The 17,920-nt window shown below is 37.2% G+C and carries 16 protein-coding genes; 8 read left to right on the top strand and 8 right to left on the bottom strand.

The annotated features are described in order from the left end of the window. Positions 1 to 272: 272 nt before the first annotated feature. Entirely contained in the window at positions 273 to 1,766 is a 1,494-nt protein-coding gene (gldJ, locus tag OM074_RS01160) for a gliding motility lipoprotein GldJ (protein WP_301197432.1), read from the top strand. Between the two features lie 66 nt (positions 1,767 to 1,832). Further along, positions 1,833 to 3,128: a UDP-N-acetylmuramoyl-tripeptide--D-alanyl-D-alanine ligase gene (locus OM074_RS01155; RefSeq protein WP_301197431.1), complete on the top strand. Its 1,296-nt coding sequence runs from the start codon at positions 1,833 to 1,835 to the stop codon at positions 3,126 to 3,128. A gap of 25 nt (positions 3,129 to 3,153) precedes the next feature. Here the strand turns inward: OM074_RS01155 and OM074_RS01150 are convergent, their stop codons facing one another. From OM074_RS01150 to OM074_RS01125, 6 genes are all read right to left on the bottom strand, one after another. Further along, positions 3,154 to 4,200, bottom strand: a complete 1,047-nt coding sequence (locus OM074_RS01150; protein ID WP_301197430.1) for a glycosyltransferase family 2 protein — start codon at positions 4,198 to 4,200, stop codon at positions 3,154 to 3,156. Between the two features lie 2 nt (positions 4,201 to 4,202). Next, positions 4,203 to 5,084 (bottom strand): lysophospholipid acyltransferase family protein, encoded by an 882-nt coding sequence (locus OM074_RS01145; RefSeq protein ID WP_301197429.1) that lies wholly within the window; start codon positions 5,082 to 5,084, stop codon positions 4,203 to 4,205. Continuing rightward, entirely contained in the window at positions 5,077 to 5,874 is a 798-nt protein-coding gene (locus OM074_RS01140) for an inositol monophosphatase family protein (protein ID WP_301197428.1), read from the bottom strand. The genes OM074_RS01145 and OM074_RS01140 overlap by 8 nt, the downstream gene beginning before the upstream one ends. Before the next feature lie 12 nt (positions 5,875 to 5,886). Beyond that, entirely contained in the window at positions 5,887 to 7,209 is a 1,323-nt protein-coding gene (gene mtaB, locus OM074_RS01135) for a tRNA (N(6)-L-threonylcarbamoyladenosine(37)-C(2))-methylthiotransferase MtaB (protein ID WP_301197427.1), read from the bottom strand. A 163-nt stretch (positions 7,210 to 7,372) separates the two neighbouring features. Beyond that, positions 7,373 to 9,148 (bottom strand): hypothetical protein, encoded by a 1,776-nt coding sequence (locus tag OM074_RS01130; RefSeq protein ID WP_301197426.1) that lies wholly within the window; start codon positions 9,146 to 9,148, stop codon positions 7,373 to 7,375. Positions 9,149 to 9,270: 122 nt separating this feature from the next. Then, a complete protein-coding gene (locus OM074_RS01125; protein ID WP_301197425.1) occupies positions 9,271 to 10,005 on the bottom strand; it encodes a lysophospholipid acyltransferase family protein in 735 nt (244 codons plus the stop codon). A gap of 468 nt (positions 10,006 to 10,473) precedes the next feature. Here OM074_RS01125 and OM074_RS01120 point away from each other — a divergent pair, with 468 nt between their 5' ends. The 6 genes from OM074_RS01120 to OM074_RS01095 all read left to right on the top strand — a co-directional run bounded on the left by OM074_RS01120 (position 10,474) and on the right by OM074_RS01095 (position 16,593). Then, complete coding sequence (locus OM074_RS01120) at positions 10,474 to 11,772, top strand: cysteate synthase (RefSeq protein ID WP_301197424.1); 1,299 nt, start codon at positions 10,474 to 10,476, stop codon at positions 11,770 to 11,772. A 332-nt stretch (positions 11,773 to 12,104) separates the two neighbouring features. Next, positions 12,105 to 12,821 carry a 4-hydroxy-tetrahydrodipicolinate reductase gene (gene dapB / locus OM074_RS01115; protein ID WP_301197423.1) on the top strand — a complete coding sequence of 239 codons (717 nt, stop codon included), beginning with the start codon at positions 12,105 to 12,107 and terminating at the stop codon, positions 12,819 to 12,821. Between the two features lie 21 nt (positions 12,822 to 12,842). Beyond that, complete coding sequence (locus OM074_RS01110; RefSeq protein ID WP_301197422.1) at positions 12,843 to 14,282, top strand: S26 family signal peptidase; 1,440 nt, start codon at positions 12,843 to 12,845, stop codon at positions 14,280 to 14,282. Between the two features lie 250 nt (positions 14,283 to 14,532). Beyond that, positions 14,533 to 15,600, top strand: coding sequence for a signal peptidase I (gene lepB, locus OM074_RS01105; protein WP_301197421.1), 1,068 nt, complete (start codon positions 14,533 to 14,535; stop codon positions 15,598 to 15,600). Positions 15,601 to 15,659: 59 nt separating this feature from the next. Next, on the top strand, positions 15,660 to 15,950 hold the full coding sequence (locus OM074_RS01100; RefSeq protein WP_301197420.1) for a lipopolysaccharide assembly protein LapA domain-containing protein: 291 nt from the start codon (positions 15,660 to 15,662) through the stop codon (positions 15,948 to 15,950). Next, positions 15,937 to 16,593, top strand: a complete 657-nt coding sequence (locus OM074_RS01095) for a WbqC family protein (protein WP_301197419.1) — start codon at positions 15,937 to 15,939, stop codon at positions 16,591 to 16,593. Before OM074_RS01100 ends, OM074_RS01095 begins: the two co-directional genes overlap by 14 nt. Positions 16,594 to 16,626: 33 nt before the next feature. Here OM074_RS01095 and OM074_RS01090 read toward each other — a convergent pair whose 3' ends face one another. Both OM074_RS01090 and OM074_RS01085 read right to left on the bottom strand, forming a co-directional pair. Beyond that, a complete protein-coding gene (locus OM074_RS01090) occupies positions 16,627 to 17,052 on the bottom strand; it encodes an NUDIX domain-containing protein (protein ID WP_301197418.1) in 426 nt (141 codons plus the stop codon). A gap of 2 nt (positions 17,053 to 17,054) precedes the next feature. Next, positions 17,055 to 17,834, bottom strand: a complete 780-nt coding sequence (locus OM074_RS01085; protein WP_301197417.1) for a C40 family peptidase — start codon at positions 17,832 to 17,834, stop codon at positions 17,055 to 17,057. Between the last annotated feature and the right edge of the window lie 86 nt (positions 17,835 to 17,920).

The raw sequence follows: 17,920 nt of genomic DNA, 5'->3' as shown, positions 1-17,920 counted from the left end.
TACTCTCGAATACCAAATCAAGTTTCAAAACGTTTAAAATGTTGTTTTATTATAAATGGGTATAACAATAATACGAATAATCGAGTTGTTGAATTTATACTGATTTTACGAGTTAAAAGTATTTATTTGAAATAAAAAGGTAAAAAACTTCAAAGAATAATTTTTTGAATATAACCTTTTTCTATTTTTGCAGTATAAGGCACAAGATGCATTTTTACTGATGTATTTATTTAATGCTTTAAAATAAGAAACTTTAAGATTATTAATTCGCTATGAAGTTTAAGACTAAATTTTTTCACATTGCACTAACACTTGGAGTAGTTGCCATGACATCTTGTAGTAAAGGTGGTTCAGGTAACGTTTCTTCAGCAACCGGATGGGAGTACAATACTCCGGATAATGGAGGATTTGAATATTATGCCGGATATGAACAAGAAATAGGCCCTGGTTTAAGATTTATTGAAGGGGGTACTTTTATTATGGGTAGGGTAGAGCAGGATGTGCTTTACGATTGGAATAATGTTCCTCGCAGGGTTACTGTTCCATCTTTTTATATGGACGAAACAGAAGTAAGGAATGTTGACTACAGAGAATACCTGTATTGGATTAATCGTGTGTTTATTGATTATCCTGAGGTTTATAAAAAGGCGCTTCCTGATACTTTAGTGTGGCGTAGACCTTTAGCTTACAATGAGCCTATGGTTGAAAATTACCTTCGTCATACCGCTTATAGTGAATATCCTGTTGTTGGTGTTAACTGGCTCCAGGCTGCTGACTTTTGCCAGTGGAGGACTGACAGGGTGAATGAAAAAATTCTTATCGACAGAGGTATACTTGAATTGGATGTAAACCAACAAGGAGAAAATAACTTTAATACAGAAGCATATCTTTTAGGACAGTATGATGGTATTGCAGGTAAAAGACCAATGCCGGATTTAGATCCAAATAAAGATAGCCGTAGAGTACGTTGGGAAGATGGTATTTTATTACCACGTTATCGCCTCCCAACTGAAGCTGAGTGGGAATATGCTGCACTTGGTCTTATCGGTAATTCTCAAGAAGAGCGTATGACTAACAGGAGGATTTATCCTTGGGATGGCCATATTACCAGAAATGCTGATCAAAAAGAGCGTGGTAGGATGATGGCTAACTTTGTTAGGGGCAAAGGTGACTACATGGGTATGGCAGGAGACCTGAATGATAAAGGTGATATTACTGTTGATGTTCACTCATATTATCCAAATGATTATGGTTTGTACTGTATGGCTGGTAATGTTAATGAGTGGGTAGCAGATATCTACCGTCCACTTTCATTTGATGAAGTTGATGAGTTCAGCCCATTCCGAGGTAACGAATTTAAAACAAAGGTACTTGATGAAGAAGGTTATGTGGTAGAGAAAGATAGTTTGGGTAGGATTAAGTATCGTTCAGAAAATGATAAAGATATTCTTGACAGAAAGAACTACCGTACTTCTGATAACAGAAACTTTGGTGATGGTGATGCTCAATCGAATATTAATCCGGCAAGTGAGTGGTTGGATAATGAGCAGAGCACTTCGGATATGTATGGTGCACATGATGGAACAATGGGTTCATTGGTTTCAGATAGAACACGAGTATATAAAGGTGGTTCATGGAGAGACAGGGCATACTGGTTAAGTCCGGGTACCCGTAGGTATCTTGATGAAAGAGAAGCAAGGGATGACTTAGGATTTAGATGTGCAATGACAAGAGTAGGAAGTCCTGAAACTTATGGAAAAAAGTAATAGCGAAAACTAAATATTTTTTTAAAGGCTAGCCCAATGGGTTAGCCTTTTTTTTATTTTTGTTTTATGGTTAGTATTTCAGAGATATATAAGTTGTTTGTGCAGTCTTCCGGTGTGTGCACAGATACGCGGTCCATAAAAAGGGAGAGCATGTTTTTTGCATTAAAAGGAGCTAATTTTAATGGCAACCTGTTTGCCAAAGAGGCTATAAGGCAAGGGGCATTGTTTGCAGTTGTTGATGAGCCGGAAGCGGCAGGTGACGAGAATATTGTTTTGGTAGATGATGTTTTAAAAACCTTGCAAGAGTTGGCAAGCTATCATCGTAAGCAGTTAAATATTCCAATTATTGGGATTACAGGAACCAATGGAAAGACGACTACCAAGGAGTTGGTAAAATCAGTGTTGGAGTCGACTTATAAAGTGTATGCAACCCAAGGTAATTTAAATAATCATATTGGTGTACCGCTAACCTTGCTTTCAATGGGGAGTGATATTGAAATTGGGATTGTTGAAATGGGGGCTAACCATCCAGGGGAAATAAGGGCTTTGTGTAATATTGCAGACCCGGACTGTGGGTTGATTACTAATGTGGGGAAAGCACACCTGGAGGGATTTGGATCTTTTGAAGGTGTTAAGAGTACAAAGTCAGAGTTGTACAGGCATCTTGAAGGAAAGCAGGGTACTGTTTTTATCAATTCCGATAACAGTCATCTTAAAGGAATGTTGACACAAGGGGCAATTAAGTATTCATATGGAAAATCGGATGATAACAAGGTGGTTTTTGGCAGTTTTCTGAATGGTGATTTTCTTGGGTTTTCGTGTGCTATAGACGGTTGTGAAACGGAAATTAAGACCAACCTGGTGGGTCGCTATAATCTCGAAAATGCCATGGCAGCAGTAACAATTGGCAACTATTTTAAGGTTACCAGTAATCGTATTGTGCAGGCTATTGCCAACTATTTTCCTACTAACAACCGGTCTCAATTAGAAGTTACCTCAAAAAATAAAGTGTTATTTGATGCATATAATGCAAATCCATCCAGTATGGAAGTGGCTCTTTTAAATTTTAAGGATATGGAAGGAGTCAATAAAACTGTGATATTTGGAGAGATGAAGGAGTTGGGTGTTGATAGTGCCATGGAACACAAAAAGCTGGTTGATGCCTTGTTTCAAATAGAAGGCCTTAGAATTATCCTTGTGGGTGAAAATTATAGGGAGTTGGTTAAGGATTCAGAAGTTGATTATTATCACAATGTTGATGAATTGGTATCCTTGTTGAAAGCTAATCCATTGGAAGATGCTCTTGTACTTGTAAAAGGTTCAAGGAGTAACCGACTGGAAAAACTTAAAGAGGTGTTGTAAGCAGAATCATGAAGACTGTGCCCTACTATTTAATTTGGTCTACTTTTTCAATTTCTGCAAGTTCTGTGAATTTTTTTCTTTTGTGAATAAAAAACTGGTTTACTATTGAATGGGGGTACATTTCTTTGTGAACGAATTGTATTCCTGATTTCAGGTTTATTTTCCGTTTGTGATACATTTTTGCAAACGAACCATAAAACATCAGGTGGGCTTTAATAACTGAATAGAAATTTTTAAATTCTCCAGATAAAAGAAATTTGATTCCAGCTAAACCATCTAATAACATCCTTTGCAATAGGTGGATAAACAAAGTGTTGTTAGGAAGGTTTTTGATCAGAAGGAAAAGGTTGTTTCTAAAGTTTAAATATACCTTTCGTGGATTTTTGTAGTCGAGAGTGGCGCCTCCCAAGTGAAAAATTTCGCTTTCTGCAACATAGCGGATATTCCATCCTCTGTTTTTTAGGCGCCAGCATAGGTCAATCTCCTCCATGTGGGCGAAAAAGTCCTCATCGAGTCCGCCTTCCTGAATATATAACTTAGTTCGTATCATTAAAGCAGCACCACTTGCCCAGAATATATCAGCGGAATGGTTGTATTGTCCGTGATCCTTTTCCAATTCGTTGAAAATTCTTCCTTTACAAAAAGGATATCCAAAACGGTCGGTATACCCCCCGGCAGCCCCTGCATATTCAAAATATTCAGGATTACGATAACTTTTTATTTTGGGAACACAAATGGCTGTTTGAGGGTTTTTATCCATTTCTTTGATCATTGGTAATAGCCAGTCTTTACCGGGGGCAACATCAGAATTTAAGAGTACAGTATAATCTGCGTCAATCTTTTTTAAAGCTCTGTTATAGCCTCCTGTAAATCCATAGTTTTTATCCAGCACAATGGTTTTTACAGATGGAAATTCTTCGGCAATTATAGAAAGCGATTGGTCTGAGGATGCATTATCGGCTACTATTACCTCAACATCCGGATGTTCAGAATGTTTTATTACTTCAGGCAAGAACTCCCTCAGTAACTTTTCTCCATTCCAATTTAATATTACAATTGCTACTTTAGTCATTGTTATTTATTCAAATCAGGATTTGCATGCTTCCATCGGTTGTGCGACCAAAGCCAGTATTCTGGTTTTTCTATAATTATCTTTTCAAGATGTTTTGTGTGAATCTCTGTGATTTCAAATTCCTTGCAATCCTTTGGGTTTTCCACCAGGGGTTCAATAATCATATGGTAATAGCCCCTTTTTACTTTATCAAATCTGACAAAAACAACCGGGTCATTGGTTTTCATTGCCATCTTCTCTGTTCCCAGGTGAACCGGGGTCAGCTGGTTTAAAAATTGTGTTTGGTATTGTATTTTACTTCGGGAAGGGGATTGGTCAGAAATCATTCCGATGATAAAACGTACCCTGTCCCTTTTTAATTGCAGCATAGATTTGAATGCCAGTTTCATGGTAAAGTTAAGAGTTCCCCATTTGGAGCGCAGTTTAAGCATGAATTGATCGTAAGGCTTACTTTTTAACGGGTGGTATACCTCACATCCCTGGCATTTAACAAACAGGTTTATTGATGGTATCCATTCCCAGTTGCCATAATGACCAAGCACAGCAATCACATCTTTTCCTTCATCGTAATATCTGTTAATTAATTCAGTATTGGTGATTTTTACCCGCTCCCGGATTTGCCTTTCACTCATGCTTTGTAGCTTGAAGGTTTCCAGGAAAATATCGCTTAAATGGCGATAGAACTTGTTGGCAATTGACTTTATTTCCTGTTCTGATTTTTCGGGGAAAGAGTTCCTGAGGTTTTTGTATACTAACTTTTTTCTATATCCAATTCCCTTAATTATGTAATAGAACAGGTCTGATAACAGATAAATTGCCCAAAAAGGAAGGTATCCTATAAGTTTGATAAAAAACAGACCAATATAAACTCCTGTATTATTCACTTTTCGACACCATTAGTTTATTAACAATTTCTTTGAACTCATCAAAAACCAGAGAGTTTGAAGAAATGATTTCTTTGCCATAAATATAATTGTTACCGCCTGTGAAATCGCAGTTTTTTCCACCGGCCTGTTGTACCAGGAATGCCCCTGCAGCCACATCGTATGGTTTCAGATCGTATTCGTAAAACCCTTCGAACCTTCCACAGGCAACATATGCCAGGTCAGTTGCGGCAGATCCTAGCCTTCTGAGTCCATGGGAGTTTTTCATAAAGTAATTCAGGGAGTCCATAAAGCCGGCCATTTTACTATAGTTTGAATAGGGAAAGCCGGTGGCCAGGAGACTATCGCTGATTGTAGCCGCCTCTGAAACTTGTATTTCTTGTCCATTTAAGTATGCAGGAGCTCCTTTCCAGCTATAAAAACATTCTTTGAGTCCCATTTCGTATACAACACCTAAAATAATCTCTCCATCCTGTTCCAATGCTACGCTTATGGCAAAAGGAAATAGCCCGTGTATAAAATTTGTTGTGCCATCAATGGGATCTATTATCCAGTTGAAATGTTCTCCTTTTTTATCCGAAGTACCTTCTTCGGCAATAAATCCCGCTTCCGGAAGTAATTCGGAGAGCCCTTTTACAAGGCGTTGCTCACTTCCTTTGTCAACATGTGTTACAAAATCATTTTTTCCTTTCGCTTCAATGCGTTTGGATCCGGAAGATTCATCCAGTATATATTTTCCTGTATTTTTTACAAGTTCTACTACAGAATGACAGAGAGTTGCAAAATCCATTTTTGTGAAATTTTAGTTGTTTACAATTTCTGAGTCAAACACCAGTTCATCAATAATTAATGAATTTAATCTGACTGTTTTTATCGAATTCTTCAGGTCTTCGTGGTATGGGACTCTTATTTTTAAATAGTTTTCGGTGTACCCATTCATGAAGCCATTGTTATTGCTGCCTTCAAATAAAACCCTGGCAGTTGTGTTTTCAAATTTCTGGTAAAAGCTTCTGGTTTTTTTATCTGATAACTCGTGTAAAACCTGACTTCTGCGTTTTCTTTCTTCAATGGGAACATTGTGGTCAATAGTTAACGCTTTAGTATTTGGGCGCTCAGAGTAGGTAAACACATGAAGCTGTGATATGTCAAGGTTGTTGATGAACCTATGGGCGTCGTTAAAGTGATCTTTGGTTTCCCCCCTTACTCCCACAATTACATCAACACCGATAAAGGCATGGGGCATTAGCGCCTTAATCGTGTTTATTCTTTCAGCAAAGAGTTCTCTTTGGTATTTTCGTTTCATCAGGGCAAGTACCTTGTTGCTACCTGATTGTAGTGGAATATGGAAGTGCGGCATTATTTTTTCCGACTTCGCTACAAATTCAATAATTTCCTCTGTTAAAAGGTTAGGTTCGATACTTGAAATCCTAAATCTTTTTATTTTTTCAACTTTATCAAGCTCCTTAAGTAAGTCGAAAAAGTTTTCGTTGGTGCTTTTTCCAAAGTCCCCAATGTTTACTCCCGTTAAAATTATTTCCTGAGCTCCTTCATCGGCCGCTTTCTGAGCAAGGGCAACGGTGGTTTTAATATCTGCATTCCTGCTACGCCCCCTGGCAAGCGGAATGGTGCAGTAAGAACAATAATAGTCGCAACCATCCTGGATCTTTAAAAAAGTCCGGGTTCTGTCTCCAATGGAATATGATGGGAAGAATTCTTTGTTGGTAGTAATCTTGCCGGCATGAATTTCACCTGAGGCTTTTTTCTGCAGATCGCCCAGATAATCTGTAATCTTAAATTTTTCGTTGGATCCCAACACCAGGTCTACGCCTGGGATTTCAGAAATGGCCTTAGGTTTCAACTGGGCAAAACATCCAGTTACTACCACAAATGCATTGGGGTTTTGCTTTAATGTTTTTTTTATGGCCTGGCGGCATTTTTTGTCTGCTATCTCTGTAACAGAACAGGTGTTAATAACATATACATCAGCAAACTCATCAAATTTAACCTTAGTAAAACCATCTTCAGTAAGCGAACGTGCTATGGTAGAGGTTTCACTAAAATTCAACTTGCATCCTAAAGTATGGAAAGCTACTTTTTTCTGCAAAAACATCGACTTATCTATCATCTCTTTAATTAAATTAATGGTATGCCCGGGTATTTAAAGCCAACAAAGATAGGTAAAAGGATTCAACCCGAAAATGTTGAGTGATGATTTTGTTTTTTTGCAAAAAAAAGGCTTGCATAAAGCAAGCCCATTTTAAAACGAATGTTCTTTTTTACATACTATTCTATTGCAGAGCAGTGTTGATTGATGGATATTGAATCAATAATTGGTCAATTTCATCAATTAACTCTTTCTTTTTTTCCTGAAAAAGCTCTTTGTAATATTCAATACCGGCAAAAACATTTTTTTGAAAAGCAATCAACTGTTTCTTTTCTTTTGCATCTTCCGGTTTTGACAGGAATTCTTCAATACGTTTTTTAAATATATCGAGGTACATACCCAGCTCCTTAGTGAACATGTGTGGTCGTGGACGATCATCCAGCAGGTTTGTACGTCCGTAGATGTGATCCACCATTTCTGCCAAAGTAGATTCTTTTGAGAAATAGGCCAGATTAGGTCCAGGGCATACAGTTACCTTATCGGTAGGTCCAACCGGAATGTCCTTTGATTCAAGCAGTGAAACCCCTAGTCCTACACATAAGCATTCCTTCTCAATAATAGCGTCGTAAGCTTTTTGATAATCTTCCTGTGGAAGGTTCATTTCCTTTAGCTCAGCAAGTTTTTTACTTTGGTACTGTTTTGAGGCAGTACAAATTGGTTTTTCGGTATACTCAGTATTGTATTTTAAATACTGTTTTGTACACGGCATACCATGTTTGCCTGCCTGAGCATTTGCAAGGCGCTGTTCGCTCATCGAAGCCCATTTAACACTGTTGAACGGAACTCCAAGTGGAGATAAACCACTAAAGTACAGTTCGTCTTCTTTTGCGTTTTGTAAAAGCTTTAATGTTTTTACATCGATACTTACCGCTTCCGGAACCAACATAAATGGGGTACCCCATCCAACGCCGTCCATCTGGTAGTATTTAAGTAAAAAGTTATGTTCTTCGTTTGTGCCAACACCTCCCTGAGCCGTGATTTTCATTTCAGGTGTTTCTGCCGGAATAGCAAGTTCTTTTTTTGCTAAAGCGGTTTCGTATGCGTTCTTGCAGGTTTCCCAAAGTTTTTCCTTGTTCTTTCTGAACTCGTCAAGGATTGGGCCAAACAATACACCATTGGTTGGAAACGCGTGGCCTCCACAGTTAACTCCACTCTCTATGCGATATTCTGAAACCCATATTCCTTTTGCAGCCAACATTTTTCCCTGCACTAAGGCAGAGCGGAAGTCGCTTACTTTAAGTATGATCTTCTTTTTTAGTTCTCCGTTTAAATCGGGGAAGAAGTCTTTGAATTTTTCAATATAGCTATAAAGGCGTGGGCTCATGCCTGCCGATAACACTAACGATGAACTAAGGTTACTTTTTGCAAAACCACGTAATGCAGCATGTGCATCATTGTACTCAATAGGTAATTCCTCTCCATCCTTAGAGTTAACTTTGTCCAGCTTGGTCATGATATTAACATCAATATCCCCAATTGGCAAGTGATCGTTAATCCAATTACATAACTCTTCTTTTACCTGACGGCTTTTTTCAGCAAAATTAAACTTCTCTTTTATCGAAGAGAAATCAGGCAACATACTGAAATACTTTTCAAATTCGCTGCCTTTTTCAATGGCCGACTTTTTTAAGTTAGCCACTTTTGATGATACGATTTCGTCTACCATGTTCAGGTACGAGGTGATACGCTCAGCTCTAAAATCTTCAACCTTTTCAGAAATAGCCTTAAAAGGAAGGTCGAATTTTTTGCAGTAGAACTCTCTCATTTGCTCCATTAACTTATCGTCGACCAATGATATAACCGAGGAAATACCATATGGGGCAACCTTAATGGGCGTGTCAAGAGTGTATCCTAAACCGAGTACCGGAATATGGAAAGTGTGTTTTTTTATTAAATCCATCTATTTTATGGTTGATTTTGAATGTGCAAAGGTAATTGATATATAAGTACAAAAAAAACGACAAAAATATCGTTTTGTTCTAATATTCAGTGATTTTGAATATGGATGTTTTTTGTACTACATTATTGGTTGAGTTCTTTTTTTATTAGTTGCTGTATATCAGCAACTAAGGCTTCTGTATCTTTCCCCTTTGGTTCAATAGGATCTAATACTGTATATGAAATTTTTTCGCCAAATTTTAAAGGAAACATGCCTTTGTACATCATTCTGCTGTGCCCGTCAATTACAAAAGGTACTATTATTGCGTCAGGAGCAGCTCTTAATAGGGTGTTGATCCCGGCTGGCATAAATTTTTTAACTCTGCCGGTTTTGCTTCTGGTACCTTCGGGGAAGATACAGGCCGCATAATTGTTTTGTTGTATTAATTTGCCCAGTTTAAAAATTTCCTTTACCGACTGTGCTCCGTTTTTGCGGTCAATTAATGCTGATTTACCGTGCTTTAAGTTGTAAGAAATACTGGGCAAGTTTTTGCCAAGCTCAACCTTGGATACAAATTTTGGGTAGCATTTTTTAAATCCGTGAACAATGGCAGGGATATCGTAAAGACTTTGGTGGTTTGAGGCTATAATGATAGGGCGACCCTGGGGTATTTTTTCCAAACCATTAAACCTGATTCTGCAACCCATGATGCGTAATCCATATACCAAATGGTAATTTAATATGTCTACTACTTTTTTACGTGCCTGATCTCCAAAAACATGGTGGGCAATAACCTGGATCGGATGAAAGATTAATAACAGTAAGCCAAAATATAAATGAAATAAAGGAGTAAAGATGTACCCAAGTATAATATTCATTGTTAGAGATGTTTAATTTAAGGTGCAAAAAAACAAAAAATACATGAAACAACCATGCAAATTCAATCAATTAAGTTGCACACCGGGCAATGATTGAATTTATTCAGGAGTTTTATTAATAACAGATCGTTAGATTTTAGATAAGAGATAAGAGACTCATTTACAAGATGCTTAAAATGAGATTTTTACCCAATCTAAGTTGATTTTATTAAGTATCTCATAATCTTATACTTATAAAAAACTAACGAACTATTGATTTAATCATTTAAATTAATTTAAAACAGATTGATACATGTATGTAAATTTTAATTAAATAGAGGTAAGCAAAATGTGTTTTTGGAAATGGAAATATTTATAGTTATAACTTTTAGTTATGGGTTATAACTAAAAGTAAAACTTATTTGTGTGTAAACTTTTTAGCAAACCACTTAAATCATATATTTTTGTCCATCAAAGATTAAAAGTGTTATGAGTAAAGATTTTACACCTACTCCATATATTTTGGAGTCAGTTAAAACCGGAAAACAATTTAAGGATACGGGATGGACACTGGATGCCCCTGATGAAAAAGATCCTACACTGATAAGAGCCATATATAATAAAAAGCAGATAGAAGTTAAAGATGCCTCATATGGTGTATTTCGTTTCGCCGACTGGTTGCCAGTACATAAAATGATGGAAGGCTCTTCTGCACCTGTTACATATAAAAGTGAGGGTTTGGCTAAATGTTTAGGGTTGTCGAACTTGTACATCACCTTTAGTGGATATTGGCCCGAAAAAGGTTCTAATTTCCGAACTTGTTCCTTTAAGGAAACAGAAGCTTATGCTGTGGGAGGCAGGTTGGAATCAAGCAATGGAACTGTATTGGTAGTTGCTTCTGCCGGAAATACAGCTCGTGCATTTGCCAGGGTATGTTCCGATAACAATATTCCATTGCTGCTTTGTGTACCAGAGGACAATATTAGTGCTCTTTGGTTTGATGAGCCGATTAAAGATAACGTGAAGTTGGTTGTAACAAAATCAGGAAGTGATTATTTTGATGCGATTCACCTTTCAAATATGGCTTGTGAGTTGGATGGTTTTGTTGCTGAGGGAGGGGCAAAAAATGTAGCCCGCCGTGATGGAATGGGAACAACAACCTTATCAGCTGTAACTACCATAGGAAAAATTCCTGAATTTTATTTTCAGGCAGTAGGAAGTGGGACAGGTGCTATTGCTGCCTGGGAAGCGAATAAAAGACTGATTGAAGATGGAAGGTTTGGTAATAATCTGATGAAGTTGATGGTGTCTCAGAATACTCCTTTTGTGCCTATACATGATGCATGGAAGGCTGATTCAAGGGATATGTTGCCTTTAGATGATGATGTTGCCCGTAAGCAGGTTGAGGAAATTGATGCAAAAGTGCTTTCAAATCGTAAGCCTCCTTATCCCGTTTGTGGTGGTCTTTATGATGCCATGAAAGAGGCTGGAGGTGAGGTGCTTTGTGCTACCAATGAGGAAGCTGCTGAGGCTGCCAGGGTGTTTAAAGAAGTTGAGGGGAATGATATTCATCCGGCTGCTGCTGTAGCAACAGCTACTCTTATAAATGCTGTAAAAGACGGTGTCGTTAAAAAAGATGATTGCATAATGCTTAATATCACAGGTGGTGGAGAAGAACGCTTTAAGAGCGAAAAAGAAATTGTATACCTGAAACCAGCTCATGTATTTGATATTACTCCAAGCATGGAAGATGTTGAAAAGGTATTGAGTGAATTGTTTCAGAAGTAAGCCAAAAGAGATAAAATAAGAAAAAGCACAGTGGATTTCGCTGTGCTTTTTTTGTACAGGCTTTTGTATGGTTGTTGAGTGTGTAAAAATATCGGAGTGTGATTTAATTTAGCTACATAAAATTTTATTCAAACAAGGGTTGATAGATAAATTCTTATATTTGCCTGATATAGGAGCTGGATGTTGGATTCAAAACCATAATGAGGTTAATATTTAGTTAAATGTTGATTGTCTGCTTTGTATTGGTTATTTGTCTCTTATATTTATGCTTGGGTTTTATTTATTAATAGTGAGGTTATATATGACTAACCTCTGATAAAAAAAAGTAAAAGATGAACATTGCTTTAGTAGGATATGGCAAAATGGGTAAAGAAATTGAAAAGATTGCCATTGAAAGAGGACATAAAGTAACGGCAAAAATCGATATGCAAACCAATGATACTTTTGATGGGGAAGGATTTGCTGCAGCTGATGTGGTTATTGAATTTACCGTTCCAGAAGCGGCTTATAATAACTATCTGAAATGTTTTGAATATAATAAACCTGTTGTGTCAGGAACAACGGGCTGGCTGGATAAAATTGAGGAGATCAGGGACTTTTGCGAAAATAAGGGTCAAACCTTCTTTTATGCATCTAATTTTAGTGTTGGGGTTAATGTGTTTTTCGAAATTAATAAAAGGCTGGCAAAATTGATGAATCCATTAACTGATTATGAAGTGAGTATGGAAGAAACTCACCATATTCATAAATTGGATTCGCCTAGTGGAACTGCCATTACTCTTGCCGAAGGCCTTATTGAAAATATCGACAGAAAGTCGGGTTGGGTTGAAGGTAAGGAGGCCGGGAAAGAGGAGATTCATATTGAGGCTTTCCGAAGAGATGAGGTTCCGGGAATTCATACCATAAAATATGATTCCCCTGTTGATGAGATTGTAATTCACCATAGTGCTAAATCACGTAAAGGTTTTGCCTTAGGAGCAGTGATTGCTGCTGAGTTTGCAGCAAAAAACAAAGGCTATCTGGGAATGAGTGATTTGCTTAAGTTTTAATATTATAAAAAGAAATTAGTAATGCCTAAAGTTTCTTTAGCAAAGTGGATAAGGTTTTCAATAGCAGCCTTAGTTTATTTTTTATGGGTATTATGGGTGTGTAACTATTGGTTGTTACTGGGATTGCCTATAATATTTGATATTTACATTTCCAAAAAAGTACCTTGGGATTTTTGGAAAAAAACTAAAGATGGATCTAAACCAGCGGCATGGGTAGAATGGGTTGATGCCCTATTATTTGCCCTGGTAGCGGTGTATTTTATTAACTTGTTTTTATTCCAGAATTATAAAATCCCGACTTCCTCACTGGAAAAGTCGCTTTTGGTAGGCGATCACCTTTTTGTAAGTAAAGTAACTTACGGACCTCGTATCCCAAACACACCTTTGTCGTTTCCATTGTTGCAAAACACAGTGCCTATCTTAAATACAAAATCATATTCTGAATGGCCTCAATGGGAATACAGGCGATTAAAAGGCTTTAAAGAAGTTGAAAAGGGAGATATTGTTGTCTTTAATTTTCCAACAGGAGATACCGTTCCATTTAATATCACAAACCCCGATTACTATATCTCTTGCAGGAGGGAAGGTATTGGCAGGGCCAATTCTAATCCGTCCTTGTTAAAGGGATTTGAAAACAGGAGCCAGTGGGAAATCAATTCACGCTTGCGAGAGTTGGGTAAAGAAAATATATTAAAGAACAAAGCCACTTGGGGCGAAGTGCTTTATCGTCCTGTTGACAGGCGGGATAATTATGTAAAGAGGTGTGTCGCAGTAGCAGGGGATGAGTTTGAAGTTAAGAGCAATCAAATATATATTAATGGTGAAAAGGTTGTGAACCCTAAAGGATTACAGCATTTTTATAATATTATTACTGACGGGACAAAGTTCAACAAAAGGTTTTTGGATAAACTCGAGATCTCGAATGAAGATATGCGATTTTTAGGAAATGGTCCTAGCTTTACTTTACCGCTTACAGAAGAAAAGGCCAATGAACTTAAAGAATATCCATTTATCCGCCAGATGGCTATGGAGGAGGAGTTACCTGATTCAAATTATACGCAGACATGGCCTTATAGTACAGATTATAATTGGAGTAGGGATAATTTTGGACCCTTGTGGATTCCTAAAAAAGGAGCATCCGTTGAATTGAGCTTGAAAAATCTGGTGTTGTACGACAGGATAATTACTGCATACGAAGGGAATACGCTGGATGTAAAGAATGGTGAGATTTATATTAACGGTGAAAAAGCAAAAGAGTATACCTTTAAAATGGATTACTACTTTATGCTTGGAGATAATCGCCATCAGTCGGCAGATAGCCGTTACTGGGGATTTGTTCCGGAGGATCATGTAGTAGGTAGGCCATTGTTGGTGTGGTTATCTCTTAATAAAGATAAACCGCTCTTTGGAGGAAAAATCCGTTTTGACAGGTTTTTTAAGTGGGTTGCCAACGAACAATAAAATATTAATTGATAGTAGAATAATGGAGTTGGTGTTTTTATGCTGACTCCTTTTTTGATTAAAGAAAAGACATTGCCAAGGGGGGTGTTAGAGTTTTGTCATGAAATACAGGGAGATTATAAAATTAGGTATAGCAATTGTTTTTTTTATTTTAGGACTATGGACAGAGAGCCTGTTGCCTTTTGTTGTCATACTCCTTTTAGCGGATTCTGTTCAAAAAGGGCCTTTTATAAAAATTGTAACAGAATTTTTGAAGAAGGTACTAAAAAAGAATTATGTCTACGCAGAGTGGTGTATTGCTGCTGTTCTATCTTTGTTTTTATTGGTATTTATACATAATAACTTTGTAGGAGTATATTCATTCCATACTTCATCGATGAATGGAACCTTGGAGCCGGGAGATATTTTATGGGTAAATAAATTAAAGCCTGGGACCGGGAAGTTTGTGAACTCAACAAAATGGTTTCATAGAAGTTATGGTATTAAAGATTTGCAGCGTAAAGATGTTGTGATGTTTAACTTTCCTGAAGGAGACTCCTTGTTAAAAAACAGGCCAACTGATAGTTATTACTATTTGAAGAGGTTGTATGGAGAGGAGGAGTTTAGAGGAAAAATGGAAAATCTCCGGTATTATCCGGTTGATCAGCGACCCCGTTTTGTTAAAAGGGTATATGGATTGCCGGGTGACACGGTTATGATTGAAGGTGGGAGAGTGTTTTGTAATAATATTGAAATAAATTACCCTGAGTATTCAATTGGCAGGTATTTGGTTGAAGAAAGCATAAAGCCTGATCTGATAAATCAAGGGATCAAGCCATATAATGAACTCACAACCGAAGAGGGGTTAGTGTGGGAATTGTATGAAAAAGATATTGAAGATGCTACAGGTATAGAACCAGGGTGTTTACCCAAAAATTATCCTGATCGCCTGGTGTTTCCTTTTTCACAACATTTATTATGGAATATGCATAACATGGGGCCAATATTTATTCCTAAAAAGGGAGTGGAAATAAGGTTAGATATGGATAATCTGAAGTTTTATGAAAGGATAATCTCTGTTTTTGAAGAAAATACGTTGGAGTTGAAAGGCGAGAAGATCTTTATTAACGGAAAAAGAACTGATTCGTATAAATTCAAAATGGATTATTATTGGGTAATAGGCGATAATAGGCCACATTCGTTTGATAGCAGGTTTTGGGGATTTGTACCAGATAATCATATATTGGGTAAGGTGGAAAAGGTTTTGTTTTCAATTGATCCGAATGCAAAATCAATTTTTAAGTTTAGAAGTGATCGTTTTTGGAAAACCATAGAATAAAAATATTGCGTTAATAATTAGATTTGTACTCTGTAGGTTTGTTATAAAAATATTGAGAAATGAAGTCTTTGTGGTTTTTAATTATACTTGCATTTTTTGTAGTAGTATTCTCTGTTCAGAATGCAGAAGTTGTTCCCATTAAATTTGTTATTTGGGAAGGAGAGGTTTCGTTGGCTATATTGTTGATCCTGACTTTTTTGTTGGGGTTGATTGTGGGGGCGATCTATTATGCTGTACGTATAAGGAAAAGTAAAAAGAATCTAAATCCGGTTGGAGATGTTGCATTCGAAAAAGAAGAACAAAGTGATATAGAGGGTGACAAAAAGGGGGGTGTAGATGAAACATATTAAGGCTCTTTTTTCGATTAATTATTTGCCATCTGTGCAATACCTGTCGCATTGGGTAAATAGTGAACGCCCAATAATTGAGCAGCACGACAATTATATTAAGCAGACATACCGTAACCGATGCGATATTTTAGCTGCAAATGGAGTAATTCCATTGACAATTCCTGTAGCCAAAGGCAGGCGCCCCAAAGTTAGTATGAGGGATATTGAAATCTCATATGATACCAGGTGGCAGTCGTTACATTGGCGCTCAATTGTGTCAGCTTATAATTCGTCTCCGTTTTTTGAGTATTATATGGATGCGTTTCAACCATTTTATGAAAAGAAATATCGTTTTCTGTTTGATTATAATGTTGAATTGATGATGGCCGTTCTGGATGCTCTGGAATTGGAAACAAAGTTGGTTTTTAGCGAAGATTTTGTTGTGGACCCTATAGGGCAAATGGCTGATTTGAGACAGGTTATACATCCTAAAAAGGATTATAATGAACTGGATCCGGACTTTAGTCCAAAAGAATACCGACAAGTTTTTCAGGATCGTTTTGAATTTACACCCAACCTGAGTGTTATAGACTTGATTTTTAACAAGGGTCCGGAAGCAATTGATTGGTTGGAAGATGGACTGAATGGAGTTGTTGGATGCTGATTAATGGTTACTGATTGCTTTTTTGCGTGTAAATTACTCAATAAATTCAATAAACTCCCGGATAATGTCCTTGTGATCAAAAGCTAAGGTGGGCAGGTTGTTTAATTTAAACCACTGGGCATCTTTTGCGTCATCCATGGCAGTGGCCAGAAGTTTAGACTCTATCAAAGCATAAAATACTACAGAAACCGTTCGGCCCCTGGGATCTCTGTTTAGGGTACCGTATGTTTGGAATTGTTTTAAGTCAATACCCCGGATTCCTGTTTCTTCCTCAAGTTCTCTTTTTGCCGCATCTATCAAATCTTCGTCCATATCCAGGAAACCTCCGGGGAATGCCCATAAGTCTTTACATGGATCATTCTTTCTTTGAATCAGGAGTAATTCCGGAGCGCTATCTTTTGTAACAAGGATAATGTCTACAGTAACTGCCGGACGAGGATATTGATATGTAAAACTCATACTTATTGAGGGATGATGCGTTTAATAACCCTGAGTTTATGGCTGTATTTATTGATATCCTTATTGAAAATTCCCTGATGATCAATATGATCTATCCTAACCTCACCGTAGGCGTGTATGATCTGTCCTTTTCCTAAGCAAATACCAACATGTACGATGTTTCCCTCTTCGTTATCAAAAAATGCAAGGTCGCCAACTGTTGCTTCTTCAACAAAACTCACATTGTCACCCAGTTCAATTTGCTGGTAAGCATCACGAGGAAGCCAATGTCCGTTAATTTTGTATACTATCTGTGATAATCCGGAGCAGTCGATGCCAAAGAAAGATCTTCCTCCCCATAAATAAGGAGTATGTAATAATGAAGTAGCTACTTCTCTTATATTTAATTCTTTTTTTGATGGGATGGATCCTGATATAAAGTATTCGTTTTTACCAATGGAAAAACTGTTCATTTCATGCCCGTTGAATACGATTCTGCTCCCGGCAGGAATCACCATTGGAGTACTGGAGTTTTCCTGAACAATTTTAATTTTTGGAGTAGGAACCATCCATGCATCCGCCTTCTTCCATAATTCATACTCTGTTGCTGCTACCGAAAAAATAAGCTTAGAATCAATCCATCCTTCGTATCCATCGAAGTCCATCTTGATTTTTGCCCACTTTTCAGTTTTTTCAGTAACAATAAAAGTTTCTCCAAAAAGAATCTGAGTAACTAGTTCAGACCTCTCAGAAGGTTCTTTTCTGACTGGTATAAAGCTATATACGCTAATTGAACCGACCATATATTATTAAAATTAGTGGTGCGAAGATAACTAAATATGTATAAATATGAGGATAGGCTCCTATTTTTTATCATTTTGAACAGGCC

Origin of the sequence: Plebeiibacterium marinum (assembly GCF_026013615.1) — a bacterium.
GTDB classification, from domain to species: Bacteria; Bacteroidota; Bacteroidia; order Bacteroidales; family Marinilabiliaceae; genus Saccharicrinis; species Saccharicrinis marinus_A.
This window is presented reverse-complemented; position numbering and strand designations above follow the sequence as displayed.

Excerpts from the sequence above, each read along its gene's own strand:
- gldJ (WP_301197432.1), top strand. The coding sequence starts at position 273 with ATGAAGTTTAAGACTAAATTTTTTCACATTGCACTAACACTTGGAGTA.
- OM074_RS01155 (WP_301197431.1), top strand. The coding sequence starts at position 1,833 with ATGGTTAGTATTTCAGAGATATATAAGTTGTTTGTGCAGTCTTCCGGT.
- OM074_RS01150 (WP_301197430.1), bottom strand. The coding sequence starts at position 4,200 with ATGACTAAAGTAGCAATTGTAATATTAAATTGGAATGGAGAAAAGTTA.
- OM074_RS01140 (WP_301197428.1), bottom strand. The coding sequence starts at position 5,874 with ATGGATTTTGCAACTCTCTGTCATTCTGTAGTAGAACTTGTAAAAAAT.
- mtaB (WP_301197427.1), bottom strand. The coding sequence starts at position 7,209 with ATGATAGATAAGTCGATGTTTTTGCAGAAAAAAGTAGCTTTCCATACT.
- OM074_RS01130 (WP_301197426.1), bottom strand. The coding sequence starts at position 9,148 with ATGGATTTAATAAAAAAACACACTTTCCATATTCCGGTACTCGGTTTA.
- OM074_RS01125 (WP_301197425.1), bottom strand. The coding sequence starts at position 10,005 with ATGAATATTATACTTGGGTACATCTTTACTCCTTTATTTCATTTATAT.
- OM074_RS01120 (WP_301197424.1), top strand. The coding sequence starts at position 10,474 with ATGAGTAAAGATTTTACACCTACTCCATATATTTTGGAGTCAGTTAAA.
- dapB (WP_301197423.1), top strand. The coding sequence starts at position 12,105 with ATGAACATTGCTTTAGTAGGATATGGCAAAATGGGTAAAGAAATTGAA.
- OM074_RS01110 (WP_301197422.1), top strand. The coding sequence starts at position 12,843 with ATGCCTAAAGTTTCTTTAGCAAAGTGGATAAGGTTTTCAATAGCAGCC.
- OM074_RS01100 (WP_301197420.1), top strand. The coding sequence starts at position 15,660 with ATGAAGTCTTTGTGGTTTTTAATTATACTTGCATTTTTTGTAGTAGTA.
- OM074_RS01095 (WP_301197419.1), top strand. The coding sequence starts at position 15,937 with ATGAAACATATTAAGGCTCTTTTTTCGATTAATTATTTGCCATCTGTG.
- OM074_RS01090 (WP_301197418.1), bottom strand. The coding sequence starts at position 17,052 with ATGAGTTTTACATATCAATATCCTCGTCCGGCAGTTACTGTAGACATT.
- OM074_RS01085 (WP_301197417.1), bottom strand. The coding sequence starts at position 17,834 with ATGGTCGGTTCAATTAGCGTATATAGCTTTATACCAGTCAGAAAAGAA.